Annotated in this window: 18 protein-coding genes and 2 tRNA genes; 3 read left to right on the top strand and 17 right to left on the bottom strand. The window is 40.1% G+C overall.

The annotated features are described in order from the left end of the window. Positions 1-11: 11 nt before the first annotated feature. From lon to KIT27_07820, 9 genes are all read right to left on the bottom strand, one after another. Positions 12-2441: an endopeptidase La gene (gene lon, locus KIT27_07860; protein ID MCW5589561.1), complete on the bottom strand. Its 2430-nt coding sequence runs from the start codon at positions 2439-2441 to the stop codon at positions 12-14. Positions 2442-2480: 39 nt separating this feature from the next. Next, the gene (gene clpX, locus KIT27_07855; protein ID MCW5589560.1) at positions 2481-3770 is read right to left on the bottom strand and encodes an ATP-dependent Clp protease ATP-binding subunit ClpX; all 1290 of its coding nucleotides are present in this window, start codon (positions 3768-3770) and stop codon (positions 2481-2483) included. 401 nt (positions 3771-4171) lie between these two features. Further along, positions 4172-4828, bottom strand: coding sequence for an ATP-dependent Clp endopeptidase proteolytic subunit ClpP (clpP, locus tag KIT27_07850; GenBank protein MCW5589559.1), 657 nt, complete (start codon positions 4826-4828; stop codon positions 4172-4174). Between the two features lie 11 nt (positions 4829-4839). Next, positions 4840-6189 (bottom strand): trigger factor, encoded by a 1350-nt coding sequence (gene tig / locus KIT27_07845; GenBank protein MCW5589558.1) that lies wholly within the window; start codon positions 6187-6189, stop codon positions 4840-4842. Between the two features lie 39 nt (positions 6190-6228). After that, positions 6229-6313, bottom strand: a tRNA-Leu gene (locus KIT27_07840). Positions 6314-6414: 101 nt separating this feature from the next. Then, positions 6415-7659, bottom strand: coding sequence for an MFS transporter (locus tag KIT27_07835; protein MCW5589557.1), 1245 nt, complete (start codon positions 7657-7659; stop codon positions 6415-6417). A 17-nt stretch (positions 7660-7676) separates the two neighbouring features. Next, positions 7677-8513 (bottom strand): isopenicillin N synthase family oxygenase, encoded by an 837-nt coding sequence (locus KIT27_07830; GenBank protein MCW5589556.1) that lies wholly within the window; start codon positions 8511-8513, stop codon positions 7677-7679. Positions 8514-8523: 10 nt separating this feature from the next. Beyond that, positions 8524-8970, bottom strand: a complete 447-nt coding sequence (locus KIT27_07825) for a DUF2269 family protein (GenBank protein ID MCW5589555.1) — start codon at positions 8968-8970, stop codon at positions 8524-8526. Between the two features lie 16 nt (positions 8971-8986). Then, a complete protein-coding gene (locus KIT27_07820; GenBank protein ID MCW5589554.1) occupies positions 8987-9439 on the bottom strand; it encodes a hypothetical protein in 453 nt (150 codons plus the stop codon). A 164-nt stretch (positions 9440-9603) separates the two neighbouring features. Between KIT27_07820 and KIT27_07815 the strand changes: the two genes are divergently transcribed. Next, positions 9604-10617, top strand: coding sequence for a COX15/CtaA family protein (locus KIT27_07815; protein MCW5589553.1), 1014 nt, complete (start codon positions 9604-9606; stop codon positions 10615-10617). 6 nt (positions 10618-10623) lie between these two features. Then, positions 10624-11925, top strand: coding sequence for a flavohemoglobin expression-modulating QEGLA motif protein (locus KIT27_07810; GenBank protein MCW5589552.1), 1302 nt, complete (start codon positions 10624-10626; stop codon positions 11923-11925). 57 nt (positions 11926-11982) lie between these two features. On the opposite strand, the gene corA is transcribed toward KIT27_07810, so the two are convergent. The 5 genes from corA to KIT27_07785 form a co-directional block, all read right to left on the bottom strand. Further along, positions 11983-12984 (bottom strand): magnesium/cobalt transporter CorA, encoded by a 1002-nt coding sequence (gene corA / locus KIT27_07805; protein MCW5589551.1) that lies wholly within the window; start codon positions 12982-12984, stop codon positions 11983-11985. 13 nt (positions 12985-12997) lie between these two features. Next, positions 12998-13477 (bottom strand): RimK/LysX family protein, encoded by a 480-nt coding sequence (locus KIT27_07800; GenBank protein ID MCW5589550.1) that lies wholly within the window; start codon positions 13475-13477, stop codon positions 12998-13000. A gap of 7 nt (positions 13478-13484) precedes the next feature. Further along, entirely contained in the window at positions 13485-14390 is a 906-nt protein-coding gene (gene rimK, locus KIT27_07795) for a 30S ribosomal protein S6--L-glutamate ligase (protein MCW5589549.1), read from the bottom strand. 20 nt (positions 14391-14410) lie between these two features. Further along, entirely contained in the window at positions 14411-14827 is a 417-nt protein-coding gene (locus KIT27_07790) for a nuclear transport factor 2 family protein (protein ID MCW5589548.1), read from the bottom strand. 70 nt (positions 14828-14897) lie between these two features. Further along, positions 14898-14971: transfer RNA gene (locus KIT27_07785), tRNA-Pro, on the bottom strand. 141 nt (positions 14972-15112) lie between these two features. Here KIT27_07785 and KIT27_07780 point away from each other — a divergent pair. Then, positions 15113-16297 (top strand): hypothetical protein, encoded by a 1185-nt coding sequence (locus tag KIT27_07780; protein MCW5589547.1) that lies wholly within the window; start codon positions 15113-15115, stop codon positions 16295-16297. Positions 16298-16399: 102 nt separating this feature from the next. On the opposite strand, the gene KIT27_07775 is transcribed toward KIT27_07780, so the two are convergent. From KIT27_07775 to pheT, 3 genes are read right to left on the bottom strand one after another with little or no spacing between them, the layout of a single operon-like run. Continuing rightward, on the bottom strand, positions 16400-16762 hold the full coding sequence (locus KIT27_07775) for a MerR family transcriptional regulator (GenBank protein ID MCW5589546.1): 363 nt from the start codon (positions 16760-16762) through the stop codon (positions 16400-16402). A gap of 2 nt (positions 16763-16764) precedes the next feature. Then, positions 16765-17085 carry an integration host factor subunit alpha gene (locus KIT27_07770; protein ID MCW5589545.1) on the bottom strand — a complete coding sequence of 107 codons (321 nt, stop codon included), beginning with the start codon at positions 17083-17085 and terminating at the stop codon, positions 16765-16767. Positions 17086-17088: 3 nt separating this feature from the next. Further along, positions 17089-19464, bottom strand: coding sequence for a phenylalanine--tRNA ligase subunit beta (gene pheT / locus KIT27_07765; GenBank protein MCW5589544.1), 2376 nt, complete (start codon positions 19462-19464; stop codon positions 17089-17091). Positions 19465-19471: the final 7 nt, after the last annotated feature.

Genomic DNA, 19471 nt, shown 5'->3' with positions numbered 1-19471 from the left:
CCAAGGCTACATTAATGACGGCTAGTGGCTTCTTCTTTGGAGTTGGGTGTGCCGCTCACGGGGGTTTCAACCTCCACGCTTTCGGCCTCCTCTGGTAACGGATCGGGTAGGTGTTGCAAAGCGATTTCTAAGACTTCATCAATCCATTTTACCGGACGAATTTCTAAATCTTGGACGATATTACGCGGTAATTCTTTTAAATCACGCCGATTTTCTTCGGGGATCACCACGGTTTTAATACGGGCACGCAATGCAGCCAAGAGTTTTTCTTTTAAACCACCGATGGGCAGCACCTCTCCACGCAGGGTAATTTCGCCGGTCATGGCTACATTGGCGCGGACAGGAATGTTAGTTAATGCTGACACAATTGCCGTGCACATGCCAATACCGGCGCTCGGACCATCTTTGGGCGTTGCACCTTCGGGTACGTGAATATGAATATCGCGATTTTCATAAAAATCTGTTTTGATCCCTAAGGCACGACTACGCGATCGGACGACGGTCATGGCGGCTTCAATCGATTCTTGCATCACATCACCTAATTGGCCTGTAAAAGTCGTTTTACCTTTACCAGAAACCACTGCAGCTTCAATCGTTAAAATTTCACCGCCCACTTCAGTCCATGCAAGACCTGTGACTTGGCCTACTCGATCTTGCTCTTCAGCAATGCCATAACGGAATTTGCGCACGCCTAAATATTTTTCAATATTACGCTGAGTAATGCGCTCCAATTTTTTGGCTGGTTTGGTTAGAATTTGTTTAACGACTTTACGGCAGATTTTCGCAATTTCGCGCTCTAAACCACGCACACCCGCTTCGCGAGTGTAATAACGAATAATTTCTTGCACTGAACCTGGCGTAATGTTGATTTCATTTTTCTTTAAGCCATTGGCTTTGACTTGTTTATCAATTAAATGGCGAGACGCGATATTCATTTTCTCATCTTCGGTATACCCCGGGATGCGGATCACTTCCATACGATCGAGTAATGCTTCGGGAATATTTAAAGAGTTTGCCGTGCAAACAAACATAATATCCGATAAATCAAAATCAACTTCTAGGTAATGATCGTTGAAAGTATTATTTTGTTCGGGATCGAGCACTTCTAATAAGGCGGAGGCCGGATCGCCGCGAAAATCCATGGCCATTTTATCGATTTCATCGAGTAAGAATAAACAGTTGCGCACGCCTACTTTGGTTAAGCGTTGAATAATTTTTCCTGGCATGGAACCAATATACGTGCGACGATGACCGCGAATTTCTGCTTCATCGCGTACTCCGCCTAAGGACATGCGCACATATTTGCGACCAGTAGCTTTGGCAATCGATTGTCCGAGTGAGGTTTTACCAACCCCAGGGGGTCCCACTAAACATAGTACAGGGCCTCGTAATTTTTTCACGCGTTGTTGCACGGCTAAATATTCGATAATTCGTTCTTTAACGCGATCGAGTCCGTAATGATCAGCTTCTAATACTTTTTCCGCTTTTTTTAAATCATTATTAATTTTCGTGCGTTTTTTCCAAGGAACGTTGACGATCCAATCGAGAAAATTACGCGAAACTGTGGCTTCTGCCGACATCGGTGGCATCATTTTGAGTTTGTGCAATTCTGCTAAGGCTTTATCAAGTGCTTCTTGAGTCATACCGGCTTTTTTTATTTTTTTCTCAAGAATTTCTAATTCATTAGGCGCATCTTCTAATTCACCTAATTCTTTTTGAATGGCCTTCATTTGTTCGTTTAAATAATATTCGCGCTGGCTTTTTTCCATTTGACGTTTAACACGACCACGAATGCGCTTTTCCACTTGCAATAAATCAATTTCAGCTTCCATTAATGCCATTAAACGTTCTAAGCGCTCTTGTAAATTGCGAATTTCTAAAAGACCTTGTTTTTCTTCTAATTTTAACGCCATGTGCGCCGCAATGGTGTCGGCTAAACGACTGGGATCTTCAATGCCGGCGATAGAACTTAAAATTTCGGGTGGGATTTTTTTATTCAGTTTTACGTATTGCTCAAATTGAGACGTCACCGAGCGCATTAAAATTTCTGTTTCGCGTTCAGAGACCATTTCTTCTTGAATAGGTTCTACCACGGCAGCGTAATATTTATCATACGCTTTAAATTCAACAATTTTAGCGCGTTTAATTCCTTCAACCAGCACTTTGACTGTGCCATCTGGTAATTTTAAAAGTTGTAAAACTGTGGAAATACACCCTACTTTAAAAATATTATCTTGTTTAGGATCATCATCTGAAGCATTTTGCTGGGTGACTAAAAAAATTTGTTTATCAACATTGGTTGCTTGATCTAAGGCTTCAATGGAGCGATCGCGTCCCACAAATAAAGGAATTACCATGTGCGGGTAAATCACAACATCGCGTAAAGGTAACAATGGAAATTCACTGATTTCGTGGACAATTTCATCATCATCGTTTGTCATAACTTAATCCTTTGGTAAAAGCAGATTGTTTTCACACTCTTACGGTTTTTCTCTAGCAACTAAGGCGTCATCGTTATTGTCGTAGATTAATAAAGGTTCGCTATCACCTTTTACGGAATTTTCATCAATCACAACCTTAGATACTCCGTCTTTCGAGGGAATTTCATACATTAAATCGAGTAAAACATTTTCTAAAATAGACCGTAAACCGCGTGCGCCCGTTTTACGTTCCATGGCGCGTTTGGCCACTAAACGTAATGCGTCTTCACGAAATTCAAGATCGACACCTTCCATTTCAAATAATTTTTCATATTGTTTGGTTAAGGCATTTTTAGGTTCGGTTAAAATTGAAATTAACGCACTTTCATCCAACTCTTCTAAGGTAGCAATCACCGGGAGACGACCGACAAATTCAGGAATTAAACCAAATTTAATTAAATCTTCGGGTTCTACGGCATTCAGCGTTTCACCAATCGATTTGCGGGTATCTTTATCGCGAATATCCGCGTTAAAACCAATACCCGATTTTTCAGAACGATCGCGAATCACCCGATCGAGTCCGGCAAATGCCCCACCGCAAATAAATAAAATATTTGATGTGTCGACTTGCAAAAATTCTTGTTGCGGATGTTTACGTCCACCTTGTGGTGGTACAGAAGCAATGGTACCTTCAATGAGTTTTAACAAGGCTTGTTGGACACCTTCGCCAGAAACATCGCGAGTGATTGAAGGGTTATCGGATTTACGCGAAATTTTGTCGATTTCGTCGATATAGACAATACCCGTTTGCGCTTTTTCGACATCACAATCGCATTTTTGCAATAGTTTTTGGATAATGTTTTCGACATCTTCACCCACATAACCGGCTTCGGTTAAGGTGGTAGCATCGGCGATGGTAAAAGGCACATTTAAAATTCGAGCAAGTGACTCTGCTAACAGTGTTTTACCACTTCCGGTAGGCCCAATGAGTAGAATGTTGCTTTTACCTAATTCTACGTCATCGTCTTTATGATTACTGTTTCTACGCAAACGCTTATAATGGTTGTAAACCGCCACCGATAAAATACGCTTAGCACGATTTTGGCCAATGACATAACCATCAAGAAAATCTTTGATTTCGCGAGGAGTAGGTAAGTTGAAACTGCCATCACTATCGTTAGTTTCATCCACTTCTTCGCGAATAATATCGTTACAGAGTGCCACACACTCATCACATACAAAAACAGAAGGACCCGCAATTAATTTGCGTACTTCGTGTTGGCTTTTGCCGCAGAATGAACAATATAGTACTTTGCCATTATCGTCACCACGGTTGTGGTAATCACTCATCAGTCGACCCCTTCTATTAATACTTTGAATATATAGCTATTTTCCACGATTTCAAGGGTATTTTGAAACGTTTTTCTTTAACTATACCCATTTTATTAAAAAAATGCGAAACATTCTTTGTAATTTGTCACATGAACATGGAAATTTTAGAACATTTAATACCAAACTTCGTCATTGAATTCTCTTGCGTGCAAGTATGGGATTATCTCTTTCAGACAGTATGATGATGGTTATTCTTATGAACGACTAGGGCGTGTTGACAATTCTACTCTGCTGGCCGTATCTCGCTGAATTTTTGTGCTCCGCTGCTCATTTATAGGCTGTAAACTGCGCGCTCGTGCTCAAAATTAACAAGAGAGTCCGCCAGAACGAATTGTCATCACGCCCTAGAATGTAACGAGTTACTCTTTGCCTTTCTCAGCTTTAGTGTTACGGTTTATCATCACATTATCGATCAAGCCGTAATTCAATGCTTCCTGAGCACTCATGAAATTATCACGTTCAGTATCGCGCATAATTTCTTGCGAGGTTTTACCGGTGTGCGTTGCCATGATTTGATTCAGACGTTCACGCACGGTTAAGGTTTCCCGAGCATGAATTTCAATGTCGGTGGCTTGCCCTTGATATCCGCCGAGCGGTTGATGGATCATCACGCGTGAATGCGGTAAACAATAGCGTTTGCCTTTAGCACCCGCACACAGTAAAAGTGCTGCCGCACTTGCTGCTTGGCCGATACACACGGTGCTAACATCGGGTTTAATGAATTGCATGGTATCGTAAATGGCTAAACCTGCTGTGACTACACCACCAGGAGAGTTAATGTATAAAGCGATATCTTTATCGGGGTTTTCAGACTCTAAGAAGAGTAATTGGGCGACAATTAAATTCGCCATATAATCTTCCACTTGTCCCACTAAAAAAATTACCCGTTCTTTTAACAAGCGTGAGTAAATATCGTATGAACGTTCACCCCGTGCGGTTTGTTCAACCACAATCGGTACTAAATTAGAAGTAATGGCATCTGAAAATTGATTTTTCCCATGTTGATAAGGTGTCATAAGCTCATCCTTTAGTGTTGACAGTTTTCATCGTGCACATGATCATGATCGAGGTGATGATCATCTACCTGTGCTTGTTTGGTGAATTCAGTATAACTGGTTACTTCGTAAGTTACAGTAGCTTCTTCGAGTAATTTTTCGACAGCTTGTTCTTCTAATACGGCAGTTTGCGCTTCATTCAATAACGCTTCCGTCGTATAGATAAGCTGTTTCACCCGTTCAGGTTGAGGATAGTTACTGACCATGAGATCCACATGCCTGTTTAATCTGTCTTGATCCAGTTTAATGGCATAATCGGTGATCACTTGGCGTAGTAACAAGGCGATATGAACGCGTTTTTTACTTTCTGCTTCGAAAAGCGCATCGGGCAATTGATTAATATCAATTTTGCCGCGCATTTGATTGACAGAGCGTTGTTTTAAGGCGTCAACTTCCGCACGAATTAATGCTCGCGGAATATCAATAGGATTAAGTTCGACGAGTTTATCGAGCACTTTACCTTTGATATCAGCTTTAATGCGGATGTCGATTTGTTCTTCCAAAAGTTTTTTTAATTCTTCTTGTAAGCCTGCCAATGTTTTATTTTCAACACCTAATTTTTCGGCAAATGCATCATCTAATGTAGGCAATTGGGCTTCTAATACTTTATGAAGTTTGATCGAGAAAACCGTGGGCTTTCCAGCTAAATCTTGATGATGATAATTCTCGGGGAAGGTAACATTGATATCACGTTCTTCACCCGCTTTCATTCCTAACAAGGGTTCTTCAAATCCAGGGATCATTGAATTTTTACCCAGCTCTAATTCAAATTCAACGGCAGTGCCGCCTTCAAATGCTTCACCATCGATTTTACCAACAAAATCAATCACGATTTTATCGTTATTCGCAGCACCGCGCTCCACTTCAACCCAGTCAGCATGTTGCTGTTGTAATTTTTGCATGGCTTCTTGCATATCATCACTGCTAATCTCGACTTTCTTTTGGGTTATTTCATTATTTTTTAGCGAGGTTAAAGTAAATTCAGGAAATACTTCAAAGCTCACTACATATTCGAGTGGTTTGCCTTCTTCAGCCGTGGTACTTTCGATTTTGGGCATACCAGCCGGAGTGATGGATTGTTCGTTTAAGGCTTTGTTTAAACTATCGCGCATAATTTCATCGAGCACTTCATAGCGCACGGACTCACCAAATCGAGATTTAACCACGCGAGCAGGTACTTTACCTGGACGAAAACCTTTTATTTGTGCTTTTTTTTGCAACTCGTGCAAACGCTCTTCGATCTTTTCAGTGATCTGTTCAGCGGGGATAGCGACGGTCATACGTCTTTCTAAGCCTTGGACGGTTTCCACGGAAACTTGCATAGTATTACCTCTAATTAATATATCAATAACCTGAAATTATGGTGCGAAAGGAGAGACTCGAACTCTCACGGGTTGCCCCGCTGGAACCTAAATCCAGTGCGTCTACCAATTTCGCCACTTTCGCAATGGTAGCACCCAATCTATGGGCTTGAAGTTGAAGAAAGAAAATCTTACTTTTTCAGATGGCGAGGATAATAATTTTACCCGCGTATTGCAAGGTCTTTTTTAATTTTCCAAGCCTTCCTCTACAGTTTTTATCGCAGGCATCCTGGTTTTTTTATTAAAAAGAATCGTGCCCGCTCCAACTAACGATAAAATAACCAATAAACCGAATAAGCCTGAAATTCTGCCAGTAAACAGCGCATTTAATAGTGTCGCAATTAGCCAGGATAAAGCAATCAGAGCCGTGAGTCCGCCCATAATCCATCCTTGTTCATTGGGATTAACGCTATTCGAAAACATGGATAAGAGAACGTTATATGTCATACTCATACCGATCCCACACGGCACCACCGCGGCATATATCCAATAAATATGATGCAATGCGAGAGTTAAACATAAAAATCCGCTGGCTAGGGCAAGCATGCCGAATAAAATAATCATCCAATGCGCCAACAGGCGAAGTAAGACGGGAAGCAGAACACCTAAGGAAAACGCAAACACAATACTGAGATAAGTCAGAAATAATCCAATTTGACTTGGCGTATAGTGATAATGATCGGCTAACAGTAACGATGTGGTTTGAAAAAACGTCGCCCAACCAATTTCCATGGCGAGATAAATAATCACAAAGGCGCGCACACGCTTATCGAATGCTGCGGAAAATACGTTTGCCATCACCCGCCAATAGTTGCGCTTTTGGGTATGGGCTTGCAGCAGAGTATTACGATAATATAAGCGTAATAAGACTACGTTAATTAACGTTAACATTAATGCCACGATAAACGGCGTATTGTAATTGAACCAGGAAACCAGATTGTGATCCGCAAGCACTCCTCCTGAGATAGGCCCTATCACAAAACCAAACACCATGGCCAAGGTGACTTTACTCATGTTTTTTGCTTTATTTTCAGGCGTGCTTAAATCGGCAATCGACGCTTGCGCAATGGCTTCGCAACCATCCATGAACCCTACTAAACAGCGACTCAAAAATAAAATGACTAAACTCGAGGTTAAAATGCCGACTACTGATAATAATAAACCTAAAGCAATACCTAAAAGGGATATCGTTAAAATGCGTTTACGCCCATATTGATCGGACAAACTGCCAAGCAAGGGTGAACCAAACATCATGAACAATACAGGAAGTGCGAGCAATGCAGTATAGGCAAAATTACGTATTGCCGCTGAAGTTCCCGGATCGAATAATGGACTATTAGCAACGGTTAGCATTGGCGCAAATACGGGGATCACTAAACCTAGGGTTAGTGCATTAATAAACAAGACTAAACATAATGCAAAAATCGCCACAATAATTACCTTTTTTCTTAAATAACTTTATTTTCGATGCGGCGTTGATGCAAAAATTCTTTTGCACTCATCGTGGGCGTTAATTGCACTTCATTGCGAGGATGCAAAAATAACGGCATGGAAAACCGTGAAATATTACGTGTGTTTTGCGGATTGTAAACGCGATGTTTGGTGGCTAGGTAATAACCTTGTGTCGCCAACTGTAACATATCTCCCGCATTGACAATAATATCGCCCTCTTCCGATCCCACATCATGCCAGCGACCTTGTTTATCGAGCGCTTGCAACCCGGGTTCCGAGGATGCCGGTAATAAGGTGATGGCATTAATATCTTCGTGAGGCGCTGCGCGTAAGGCATCGTGCTCTTCGCTACCCGTTAAGGGGGGATAATGTAAAATGCGCAACATAGTTATAGGACTGTCTTTTACCATCTCGGGCAAAGGCATGGATAATTGTTTGAGAATACTGTCCGGCGTATGTTCTTGCAGCCAAGATAATAAGAGAGAACCCATGGCTGATAATTGCTGATAAAGTTGTTGCGTGCGATCACTCATGTGCTGAGGATAAACACCCCAGGGATAATACTGAAAAAATTCTTTAATATCGCGTACGTGATAGCCTTTGGCTAATTCAGATTGGGTAATTGGAAAAAACCCTGCTTGCGTTTCTGGGGTAAATAAATAATGATGCTTTTCTGCGCTAGCGAAAAAATCTGCCCATTCTACAAAAGCCGCTTTTACTTCTGCATAATCAATCGGCGGATTGGTAATGACAGCAAATCCTGTGTCACTTAAGGATTGCGCAAACTGAGCTGGTGCTGTTTTTGCGGTAAAATCAACTTTTTTAATCCACATCTTTTCACCCTTAAAATGGCGGACGGTTAATCATAAAAAATAATGTTATTAACACAAAAATCAGTGTTAAACCGATGGTTTTTTGAAAGCGTTGATAAGAAATTGCGTAAGCTTCCGTATGGTAATCAGCATTGTTGTCTTGAAGTAAATCGTAACACTGGGTTAACGAAGTTGCCGCGCAAAATAGACTCATCACAAAACCGATAAACCCGACAATAGTGGCAATAATCCACGGCTGATGCAAGGAGTACGGTTTGCTGCTTATCATACTAAATCCTGAAATCAATTGGAATAGTATTAATAGAGTAAGCATTATCCAGGTGTAGTTTACGGCAATTTTTAAATAGGTTAAGACTAATGCGCGATTATTTTGCCGATGGGATATCCACACTAGACTATAAATAATCAAGCCACCGCCAACGATTAAACTTGCGCTGATCACATGGGCTATTTTCATCCAGTAGTACAGCATATTAGAGCGACACCAAGGTTTGTTTAGTGACAGCATCGTGAATGATTAACACAAAACTCACGATAAGAATTATTTGCAAGGCATGATACGTTAACCACATCCCCAAAGAAATTGACTGCCAACGCTGTTGTTGTACTTCGGCTTTTTTTCGTAAATAAGCAGTTAAGAACAATAAAATACTATTAATTCCTAATAAAAAATACGCAGCAATAATCCACGGCGTATGAAATGTAAAGCCTTTCGGATACACGAGTAGTGTACCTGTTAAGATTAATAGCACGATTACGCCATAGATAAAATAGTCGAGTTGTTGAAGAAAATTATTATAAAACTGTCGATGCGCTATTGAAGCCTCACGCCAATTAAATACGCTTAACCCATACGCTAACACACATGCACCAAATAAACTCATGGCTAAGATGACGTGCAAGTATTTTTCGAGATAAATTATCATGAGCGTATCCTCTTTGCGAATGATTGTAGCGATTCGCTTTTAAAAAGTCGAACGCTCGATGAGTATTTATCAGCGAACAGTCAATAAAAATTTTGGTAAATCTGGTTCTCATTCGCAAAATTTCGTACAATCGCAATCCCAAGGACACGGAATCCATAATACTCATGAATCAACCATTTTTAGCTAAGTTTGCTTTACTTGCCTGCCTTTTCACCCTGGTAGTGATTAGCTTGGGTGCATTTACTCGATTAGTCGATGCAGGATTAGGCTGTCCCGATTGGCCTGGCTGTTATGGCCATATTATAGTTCCAGCCAATGCGAATGTTGTTAACACTATCAATGCGCAATATCCACAAACTCCACTCGTCGCCTATAAAGCCTGGGCGGAAATGACTCACCGATTTTTTGCCGGCTCTTTGGGTATTTTGATGTTAGCAATAACAATTCTCGGTATTCGTCATAGCGTGCGTAGACAATTTCCTCGACAGTTGGCGATTTATTTATTTATGCCGCTATTACTGGCTTATCAAATTACGCTAGGCATGTTGACTGTTACCTGGAAATTATTACCCTTAATTGTCAGCTTGCATTTATTGGGCGGCATGTTGATCTTGAGCACGTTATGGTTGGTGCATTTACTCAATCGTCCGTGGCAGCCTCTTAGCGGCAATATTCCTTTTTCATTACGCGTTTTGAGCGCACTCGCTGTTGTTTTATTATTTTGCCAAATCAGTTTAGGTGCATGGACCAGCACCAATTACGCCTCGTTAAGCTGCCCAGGTTTTCCCACCTGTTTTGCCAATACACTTCTACAACATTGGGATTTCAAAGGTGCTTTCAATTTATTTCATCCCATTGGCATTAATTACCAAGGCGGCGTGCTTGCCATGAACGTGCGTAGTACGATTCAAATGGTACATCGCAGTGGCGCGCTCATCGTCAGTTTATATTTAGTATTTTTAGCGGCGTGGATTAATCTTAGGCTGAGAAAATTGCCGCAGATCAAAAAAGCGACGCAATGGCTGTTAATGCTATTATTCCTCCAACTGTGTTTAGGCATTAGCAATGTGCTGTTTAAACTTCCTTTGCTGATTGCGGTTGCTCATAGTGTGTGTGCAGGATTACTTTTAATGAGTGTTATCTATTTGAATTATTGTTTTTATCGCCAATTCAGTTAGAATCAAATGGCAGCATTCACGGAGGGAGATAAACGAGTGACGCCCGAACAAGAAGTGATCCGCAAGCTATCCGATCGCCTAGTCAACGCGCAAATTCCATTGCGAATTCTCGATTCAATTAAATGGAACGATGAGATTAAACAGGATTTTTTTAAGCACCAAGCCAAAGAACTTCCCCAAATCACTCCCGAATTTTATGCTCAACGCAAATTAAATTTTAGTCCCAGCGAAAAAAAAGAAGAATTTAATTTAATTATTCGCGATGCGCAAAATCAATTAGGTCAATATTCGATTATTACCCAGCTCATTCAACAGCGCTGTAACGATTATATCAAAGCCGTGGATATGCTAAAAGCTCGTGGTACACCAGAATTTTCTGCCATTTCCAAAGAACTTTATGGTAGCCCCAATGATGCATTTTATTTAGGCGGTCCTAATCTCTCGCAATTGGGCGGATTTTTAAGTGATATTTTAAAAAGCTTAAGCGCCGATTTACTCAACGTCAGCGATCAAAAAATTTATAGCGCTCAACAAGCTATCGAATTATTAGAACCCAAGCTTAAGCACTATTTTTATGATGATCAGCAAGTCATTGTCAAAATCAGCGATAACATTGTCGCCGACGCGGCAGCAGGAGCAGATTGCATTAAACTCAATCGCGATAGTTATTTTAGCGAACGTGATTTAAAATATTTAGAAGTGCATGAAGGTTGGGTGCATGTTGGCACCACCTTAAATGGATCAAAACAACCTTATTGCACTTTTCTCGCCAAAGGGTCGCCCGCTTCCACCGTGACTCAAGAAGGTTTGGCTGTGATCACTGAAATTTTTACATTCTCATCCTACCCTGATCGCATGCTCAAATTAACCAATCGCGTTCGCGCTATTGATAGGGTAAATCAAGGCGCTAACTTTTTAGAAACCTATCAATTTTTTTTAGAGCAAGATTATAGTGAAGATGAAGCCTATAATTATACGGTGCGGGTTTTTCGCGGCAGCGCACCGGAACTGGGACCATTTACTAAAGATTTATCTTACACCAAAGGGTTTGTTTTAATTTATAATTATATACGCCTGGCGGTGCAAAATGGTTTTGTCAATTACATTCCTATGCTATTTTGCGGTAAAGTATTAATTAACGAAGTGAAACTGCTGGCTAAATTGGCCGAACAAGGTTTAATTGCTAATCCCACGTATTTACCGCCGCAATTTAGCGATCTCTCGGCATTAAGCTCGTGGATGAGTTTTTCCCTTTATTTGAATAAGTTTGATTTGCAAGCCATGGTCAATCAATATAATTTTATTTAAGCACAGACTCCGCAATCCTCATAATCTGATTTCAGGCACAAAAATTTTAAACAGACGCTAAAACCAACGTTTGCGTTTAAAGAAAATAATTAAACAACAGACAATTAAAACCATTAAACCTAACACGCCAAAATAGCCATAGTGCCATTTTAATTCTGGCATGTAAGAAAAATTCATGCCGTATAAACTGGTAATAAAAGTTAAGGGAATAAAAATTGTGGCAAAAACTGCTAATACTTTCATCACTTCATTCATTTTATTATTCATGCTCGATAAATAAATATCCAACATATTGGCGACAATATCGCGCAGTAAATCTAAGTTGTCTAAGGTTCTCACGACGTGATCATGACAGTCGCGTAAAAATAATAGCGTTTTGGTATTAATCCATTCGACATTATCATGCATTAAATAAGACGTGATGTCGCGCAAAGGCATTAAAGATTTTCGCAGCCCCATCATATTGCGTTTTATGGTATAGAGCTCACTTAAAGAAAGTGCCGTCGGTTCTTCGACAAGAACCGATTCTAAGTAATCAATTTCATCGCTTAAATCATCGGTAATATCCATAAAGCGATCGACTAAGGTGTCTAGCAATAAATATAATAAAGTATCACTGCCGCTTTGACGCAAGCGACTATTTTTTTTATTAAGCTTCTGACGGATTAAATCAAAGGTATTATCTTGGCATTCACGAAACGTGATTAAACCATTTTTTAAAATAATAATACTAATTTGTTCATAACTAATTCGCCGGCTTGGCGCAGCTTCGCGATGCGGCATTTTTAAGGTCACGAAGGTATAATTTTCAAAATCTTCAATTTTGGGGCGTTGTGAGGGATGCAAAATATCTTCAATCACTAATTCATGAATAGACAGCTGTGTTCCTAGTTGTTGAATTAACGTTTCTTCAGAGGTGCTCAAATTAAGCCATAAAAATTCGTTATTCGCTAAAAAGAGTTGATCAAACTGCGTCGATTCATTAATTACGATCGTTTCACAAAGTTGTGAATTATAACGATAACTCTCATTGAGCATATTTGTTGCAGTTTCTTCCATCGTCCTACCCTATTTATTTGCTTGAGTAAAATAACTCTAGTTGCGATTTTTTAATGTGTTTTAAATGACAGGTTAAGCTAGGATCAATAATCACCCGTCGATTTAACGATTCGCGCCCCAATAATAAGCGATATTTTAAGGGATCGCGATTCGACAGCGCTAATTCCATTTCCCATTGAAAGCTTCCTAAGTGCAACGTGGTTTTTATAATACAACGTAATTCGCGATGACCATTGGAACTCATGACATAACGTTCATCAATTAAGGGTGCTCGACAATGCACGCTGATTTTTTCATTCGCCTGCAGCGGAAACACATCGAACTCAACCATATGCTGGTGTTGATGTTTTTTAACCACAATATTTTCGGCATGAATAGCCGAGGTTCGTGCGCCAGTATCAATTTTTCCTTTAATGGCTGGAATATTTAAATCCGGCAATCCGCACCATTCATGTCGACCAATTAATAATTTATCATGAAATAATTCATACATGGCTGCCTCATCCTTGATAGCGACTTTTTTTCCCAATTGGTTTTGCGTGTTTTTCCAAATATTGAATAATTAAACTGGCGACATCTTTTTTGGTGGCTTTTTCAATACCTTCTAGACCTGGGGAAGAATTAATTTCTAATAATAAAGGTCCGCGTTTGGAGCGCAATAAGTCAACGCCAGCCATACTTAAACCGGCCACTTTAGCCGCACGAATAGCGATTTCGCGTTCTTCTTTAGTGAGCTTGACTAAGCTTGCTTGTCCACCACGATGTAAATTCGCACGAAATTCGCCAATTTCAGCTTGGCGTTTCATCGCCGCCACCACTTTATCGCCAACCACAAAACAACGAATATCGGTGCCATTGGCTTCTTGAATAAATTCTTGAACAATAATATTGGCTTTTAATCCAATTAAAGTTTGCATTACTGATTCGGCGGCTTTTTTAGTTTCGGCGAGCACGACGCCAACGCCTTGTGTGCCTTCGGTTAATTTAATGACTAACGGCGGACCACCGACGAGTGCAATTAAATCGTCGATATCACTGGTGGCATGGGCAAACCCCGTCAGCGGCATTTCCACGCCTTTCATGGATAATAATTGTTGGCAACGTAATTTATCGCGTGAGCGCGTGATGGCAATTGAGGGATTAATTGAATAGGTGCCCATCGTTTCAAATTGACGCACTACCGCCGTTCCATAAAACGTGCGATTCGCGCCAATGCGCGGGATGATGGCATCAAATATTTCAAGCGTTTCGCCGCCATAATGAATAGAGGCATTTTGCGCGGTAATATTCATATAACAACGTAAATAATCGATAACCTGCACCTGATGCCCGCGCTCTTTTGCCGCTTCATACAAACGACGCGTAGAATATAACTGTTCATTTCGCGATAAAATAGCAATTTTCAAGCAATTTTCCTTTTAAAATATTAACGATAATAGGTATCGTTCAAAATAGTATTCACGCCTTTCCAACCCCAATAAATGCGATGACGCACAATTAATCCTTCGTCAATTTCCATGACTTCAATAAAATCCATTTGTTCGCCTTCTGGTGTATCGCGCGGATATTCCCACAGGATAGTCTTGCCATCGGTAAAATAATTACTGACATAAAAATTACGATACCTTGGTTTACGCAAAGCAGCGATTTCAATCACTTCTTTTAATTTTGCTTTACCGTGAATAACACCATGTTCAATGCCCAATAAATAGGGAAATAAAGGACTTTCTAAAATCACGTCATCCGAATAAAGTGCTAAAAAACCCACTAAATCATTGTCTTTCCAGGTACGATTCCAGGTTTCAAAAATATAACGGGCAGTGTTTAAATCGTCTTGTGGCATGGCAGGCTCTCAATAATCATGGATGATTAGGATTATACGCAAGCAAGTGGAAAATGCGAAGAAAGAATCCTCGGGACGGCGGGATTTGAACCCACGACCTCTTGCGCCCCATGCAAGTGCGCTACCAGGCTGCGCTACGCCCCGAAGTGCGTGCATGATACCGAAGTTTTATCGCAATTGGTACTGGTTAAGATTAAAAAATTAATGTAATGACCTTGTAAATCTATCAATAATCAGTATAATACAGTTTTTGGAATCAGATTATGATATTGGGCTATAGAAAAAATGTTAAGTAGAAAAGCCGTAAACAGAAGCGATGGTACAAGAGAAGTAGAAGTGTCATTTAACGATAATAATCAAGCTAAATTGATAGCTGATCTTATAATCGAAAAAATAAGCGATCAGGCTCTTGCGAAATGGATAAGCGGAATAAATTCGAACGATTTTAATGCTGTCATTAACCTGGTCGCTAATAAAATACTTTCAGATATTGATAAAATTGATTATACAACTGCTAGCCAGCTAATTTTTCATATTGCTAATGATTACGATGTTAGACTTGGTCAAGGAATGAATAATATAACTCCACAAATAAAGCAGCTTGTAACCAATATCCCCGATATGTTAGATATATCTACTGACAATAATTACCAAATCCTCGATAGTGAAGAAGAAGATGATGAGAACGCTCCAACTACAATTACTAAAAACTATTATAGAGGAATAGATAACCCTTTTTTAACTAGACAAACAGCTAAATACAACATATCAACTACTTCTAGAGAATATAATTACTATCTTCCGATTTATTCAGCTTCTGATACACAGGAAAATATAATCAGGAATGCTCTATTACGTTCACTATTCAGTAAAATAAGTAACTTTGAAACAAACTCATTAGTAGAAATTACCCAGCAGTTATTTACGCGCTATAATCAACGTTTTCCTTATGGTTCATTTTTTGCCTCTCAAAAAGGCCCTGCTGCCTCTTTCAAGATTAAAAATCATATATTCGCAAATAATCCAGAAATATTATTGCGCGGTTATAGAATGTTTCCTAGCCTGAACAAGAAGACGCTCAATTACATGTATAATAAAGATATTTTTGATAACTCAAAAGAATACTTAAAAAAGTATATTGCACTACTGGAAATGCATATAGTTATCTTAACTCAAGATAACAGTAAGCGATTAAAACCTATTCTTGAAAATATTCAAACTATGTTATTACATTACTACTTCAGAATTACTAATACGAATGAGTATATATTTCAAGTACTATTATCAGAAAAAGCAGCAAATTCTAACTATAACCAAAATAACGCCATGCAAGTTGGATTTGAAGCGCTGATGATTTTTACGCTATCCGAAAAAACCCTATTAAACTCAGTTTTGAATAAGTTAGATAAAGATGAAGCTAGCAATATCAAATCACGTTTCTATATCTATAACCCTTTTAATTGTCGCTAATGTTTTCATAATTATGAAACCTTAATGCTGAAAAATGAATAGAACGAGTTAATTTTAATTTCGCAGTTGAATAAATTCAGATAATTTAGTTATCCCAAAAAACTACGCCTTTAAAAGCTCTGCAATGAGTTTTAATTCACCAACAATTTCTTGAGAAGGAAGTGAGGTATCAGGGTTACAAAAATCGTTTAATTTTTCAGACAGCAAGGGCAAACTTAATTGCGTGCGCGCGCCACTGATGGTAAAACCTTGTTCGTATAATAATTCTTTGATGCGCTGAACTAATATAATGTCTTTTTGCTGATAATAACGGCGATTGCCTTTTCGTTTTAAAGGATTGAGTTGCGGAAATTCTTGTTCCCAATAACGTAAGACATGAGATTTTACCGCACACAAATCACTGACTTCACCAATGGTGTAGTAACGTTTGCTTAAATTGTTGCTTTCCGTGCTAATTTTTTTCATCGCTAAGAGGATGATCCATCACGCACGACTTGTCCACCAGCATAATTTTCTACACGGGCTTTGAGTTTTTGTCCGGCTTTAAACGTGACGACGCGTCTTGGGGTGATGGGAATTTCTTCACCGGTTTTGGGATTACGTCCTGGCCGCTCATTTTTATCGCGTAAATCAAAATTTCCAAATCCCGATAATTTGACGCGATGACCATTCGCCAAGGATTGTTTGACTTCTTCAAAAAAAATTTCGACGAGATCTTTGGCCTCTCGTTTATTGAGTCCGATTTCGTTGAAAAGATGTTCGGCAATATCTGCTTTGGTTAACGCCATGGCTCATGTCCTCAATGTCGCTCCCCACTCTTGCTGCAAGCCTAAAATTACTTGCTCCATGGTCTGATTGATTTCCTCATCAACCAATGTCCGAGTAGGATGTTGTAACACTATTCCTATTGCAAGACTTTTCAGGCCTTTGCTCACGCCTTCGCCACGATAGAGATCAAATAGCTTAATCTCTTGTAGCCACGCCCCTGCGGTAAGTTGAATTTTAGCGCAGATTGCCGCGGCTGGCACGTCTTCATTTACTAGTATAGCAAGATCTCGGCGAATACTGGGAAATTTAGAAATGTTTTTATAGACAGGCACTTGTGCGTCAAGTAAGGCGTTTAAGCTTAATTCAAACAAAAAGAGCGGACTTTTTAAATTAAAGTGCGCCATGAGTTTAGGATGTAATGCGCCCACATGGCCAATGATTTCATGATTTTTACGAATTAGCGCACATTGCCCCGGGTGAAAACTGGAATGGGTGCTCGCCGCAAATTCAAACGGTGTACGAGTTAGAATCAAAAGCGCTTCGACATCGGCTTTGATGTCGTAGAAATCGGTAACCCGTACTGGCGTATGCCAACCGCCTGTGCGCGCGAAGCCATAGCAAGCACCGGCTAACATCGGTTGTTGGACGATAGTTTCACCTTCTAGCAAATAGCGTAAACCGATTTCAAAAAAACAGCCTTGTTCTTGTTGACGATTTTGATTGTATGCAACTGTGGTTAATAACCCTGGTAATAAACTGGTGCGCATGACATTCATATCGCTGGCGATGGGATTGCGCAAACGCAGAGGTGTTATGTCAGGATTTAATGCGCGTTCAATTTTTTCATCGACAAAACTATAAGTAATAATTTCTTGATAACCCCGTTGAATTAAAGAGTCGCTGAATATTTCCGCAGTAAGCTTCGCTTCGGGTTGAGGTTGAAACGTTAAGCCCGCCTGCGGTGCTAAAGGTGGAATGGCATCGTAACCATGAATGCGAGCAATTTCTTCAATGACATCTTCTTCAATCGTAATATCAAAACGATAACTCGGCGCACACACTTCCCACGTTTCTGCATCTCGTTGGCTTAATGAAAAATTCAGTCGTTGCAAATAGTTTTTTATATCCTCAGCAGAAAATTCCATACCCAATAAACGTGAAATATGAGGTGTCTTTAATAGAATCGCGGGGTTTTTAGGTAGATGATGTTCTACGATCACTTCACTGATAGGCCCTACTTGCCCGCCAACAATCGCTAGTAATAATTCAGTAGCGCGCTCGAGGGCAGCGACGGTTAAGTTTGGATCGACACCGCGTTCGAAACGATGGGAGGAATCGGAGTGTAATCCATGTTGACGTGCTTTGCCCATCATGAAGGTGGGATTGAAAAATGCGCTTTCTAAAAATAAAGTAGTGGTTTCAGCGCTTACTGAAGAATCCACACCGCCCATAATTCCCGCTAACGCCAATGCTTTTTCAGCATCGGCAATCACTAAATCGTTTGGCAATAACGTGATTTCTTTACCGTCTAATAACACGATTTTTTCTTGAGGTTGTGCTAAACGCACCTCGATATGCTGTTGAATTTTAGCAAAATCAAATGCGTGCAAGGGTTGACCTAATTCCAACATCACATAATTGGTGACATCAACCACGGGATGAATGGATCGCAGACCGCTACGACGCAAACGTTCTACCATCCACAGCGGTGTTGTCGCGTTAGGATTAATATCGCGAATCATTCTACCCGCATAACGACTACAGGCTGTTGGTGCGGATAATCTCACTTCTAATTTTTCATCGAGCGTGGGTTTCACGATTGGAGAATTATTTTTTAAGAGTGATACACCATTTTTAGCAGCAATTTCTCGGGCAATCCCCTGAATACTTAAACAATCACCACGATTAGGCGTTAAATCGACTTCAATGATGTGATCGGGTAAATGTAAATAATCCTGTAAACTTTTACCTATCGGCGCATCTTCTGGTAACACCCAAATTCCACCAATGTCTTCACCTAAATTTAATTCTTTGGGCGAACAAATCATCCCTTGTGATGGAACTCCACGTAATTTTGAGAGTTTAATTTTAAAATTACCAGGTAATACCGCGCCAATTAAAGCCACCGGCACTTTGACACCTGCCGAAAAATTATGCGCGCCACAGACAATTTGCAAATTTTCTACTTCACCAATATTAACCTCACAGACGCGTAATTTATCGGCATCAGGATGGGGTGAAATCGTTTCTACCTGACCAATGACCACCTGTGAAAAATCATGACCAATGTTGATCACCTCATCCACTTCTAAACCGGCTAATGTTAATTGTTGCGATATTTCTTGTGTAGTGATAGCGGGATTAACCCATTCACGTAACCATTGCTCACTGATTTTCATGGTGATT

Source organism: Legionellales bacterium (genome assembly GCA_026125385.1).
Lineage (GTDB): Bacteria > Pseudomonadota > Gammaproteobacteria > JAHCLG01 > JAHCLG01 > JAHCLG01.
This window is presented reverse-complemented; position numbering and strand designations above follow the sequence as displayed.

What these genes read in the sequence shown, in the direction of transcription:
- lon (MCW5589561.1), bottom strand. Translation starts at nt 2,441, where the DNA reads ATGACAAACGATGATGATGAAATTGTCCACGAAATCAGTGAATTTCCA.
- clpX (MCW5589560.1), bottom strand. Translation starts at nt 3,770, where the DNA reads ATGAGTGATTACCACAACCGTGGTGACGATAATGGCAAAGTACTATAT.
- clpP (MCW5589559.1), bottom strand. Translation starts at nt 4,828, where the DNA reads ATGACACCTTATCAACATGGGAAAAATCAATTTTCAGATGCCATTACT.
- tig (MCW5589558.1), bottom strand. Translation starts at nt 6,189, where the DNA reads ATGCAAGTTTCCGTGGAAACCGTCCAAGGCTTAGAAAGACGTATGACC.
- KIT27_07830 (MCW5589556.1), bottom strand. Translation starts at nt 8,513, where the DNA reads ATGTGGATTAAAAAAGTTGATTTTACCGCAAAAACAGCACCAGCTCAG.
- KIT27_07825 (MCW5589555.1), bottom strand. Translation starts at nt 8,970, where the DNA reads ATGAAAATAGCCCATGTGATCAGCGCAAGTTTAATCGTTGGCGGTGGC.
- KIT27_07820 (MCW5589554.1), bottom strand. Translation starts at nt 9,439, where the DNA reads ATGATAATTTATCTCGAAAAATACTTGCACGTCATCTTAGCCATGAGT.
- KIT27_07815 (MCW5589553.1), top strand. Translation starts at nt 9,604, where the DNA reads ATGAATCAACCATTTTTAGCTAAGTTTGCTTTACTTGCCTGCCTTTTC.
- KIT27_07810 (MCW5589552.1), top strand. Translation starts at nt 10,624, where the DNA reads ATGGCAGCATTCACGGAGGGAGATAAACGAGTGACGCCCGAACAAGAA.
- corA (MCW5589551.1), bottom strand. Translation starts at nt 12,984, where the DNA reads ATGGAAGAAACTGCAACAAATATGCTCAATGAGAGTTATCGTTATAAT.
- KIT27_07800 (MCW5589550.1), bottom strand. Translation starts at nt 13,477, where the DNA reads ATGTATGAATTATTTCATGATAAATTATTAATTGGTCGACATGAATGG.
- KIT27_07790 (MCW5589548.1), bottom strand. Translation starts at nt 14,827, where the DNA reads ATGCCACAAGACGATTTAAACACTGCCCGTTATATTTTTGAAACCTGG.
- KIT27_07780 (MCW5589547.1), top strand. Translation starts at nt 15,113, where the DNA reads ATGTTAAGTAGAAAAGCCGTAAACAGAAGCGATGGTACAAGAGAAGTA.
- KIT27_07775 (MCW5589546.1), bottom strand. Translation starts at nt 16,762, where the DNA reads ATGAAAAAAATTAGCACGGAAAGCAACAATTTAAGCAAACGTTACTAC.
- KIT27_07770 (MCW5589545.1), bottom strand. Translation starts at nt 17,085, where the DNA reads ATGGCGTTAACCAAAGCAGATATTGCCGAACATCTTTTCAACGAAATC.
- pheT (MCW5589544.1), bottom strand. Translation starts at nt 19,464, where the DNA reads ATGAAAATCAGTGAGCAATGGTTACGTGAATGGGTTAATCCCGCTATC.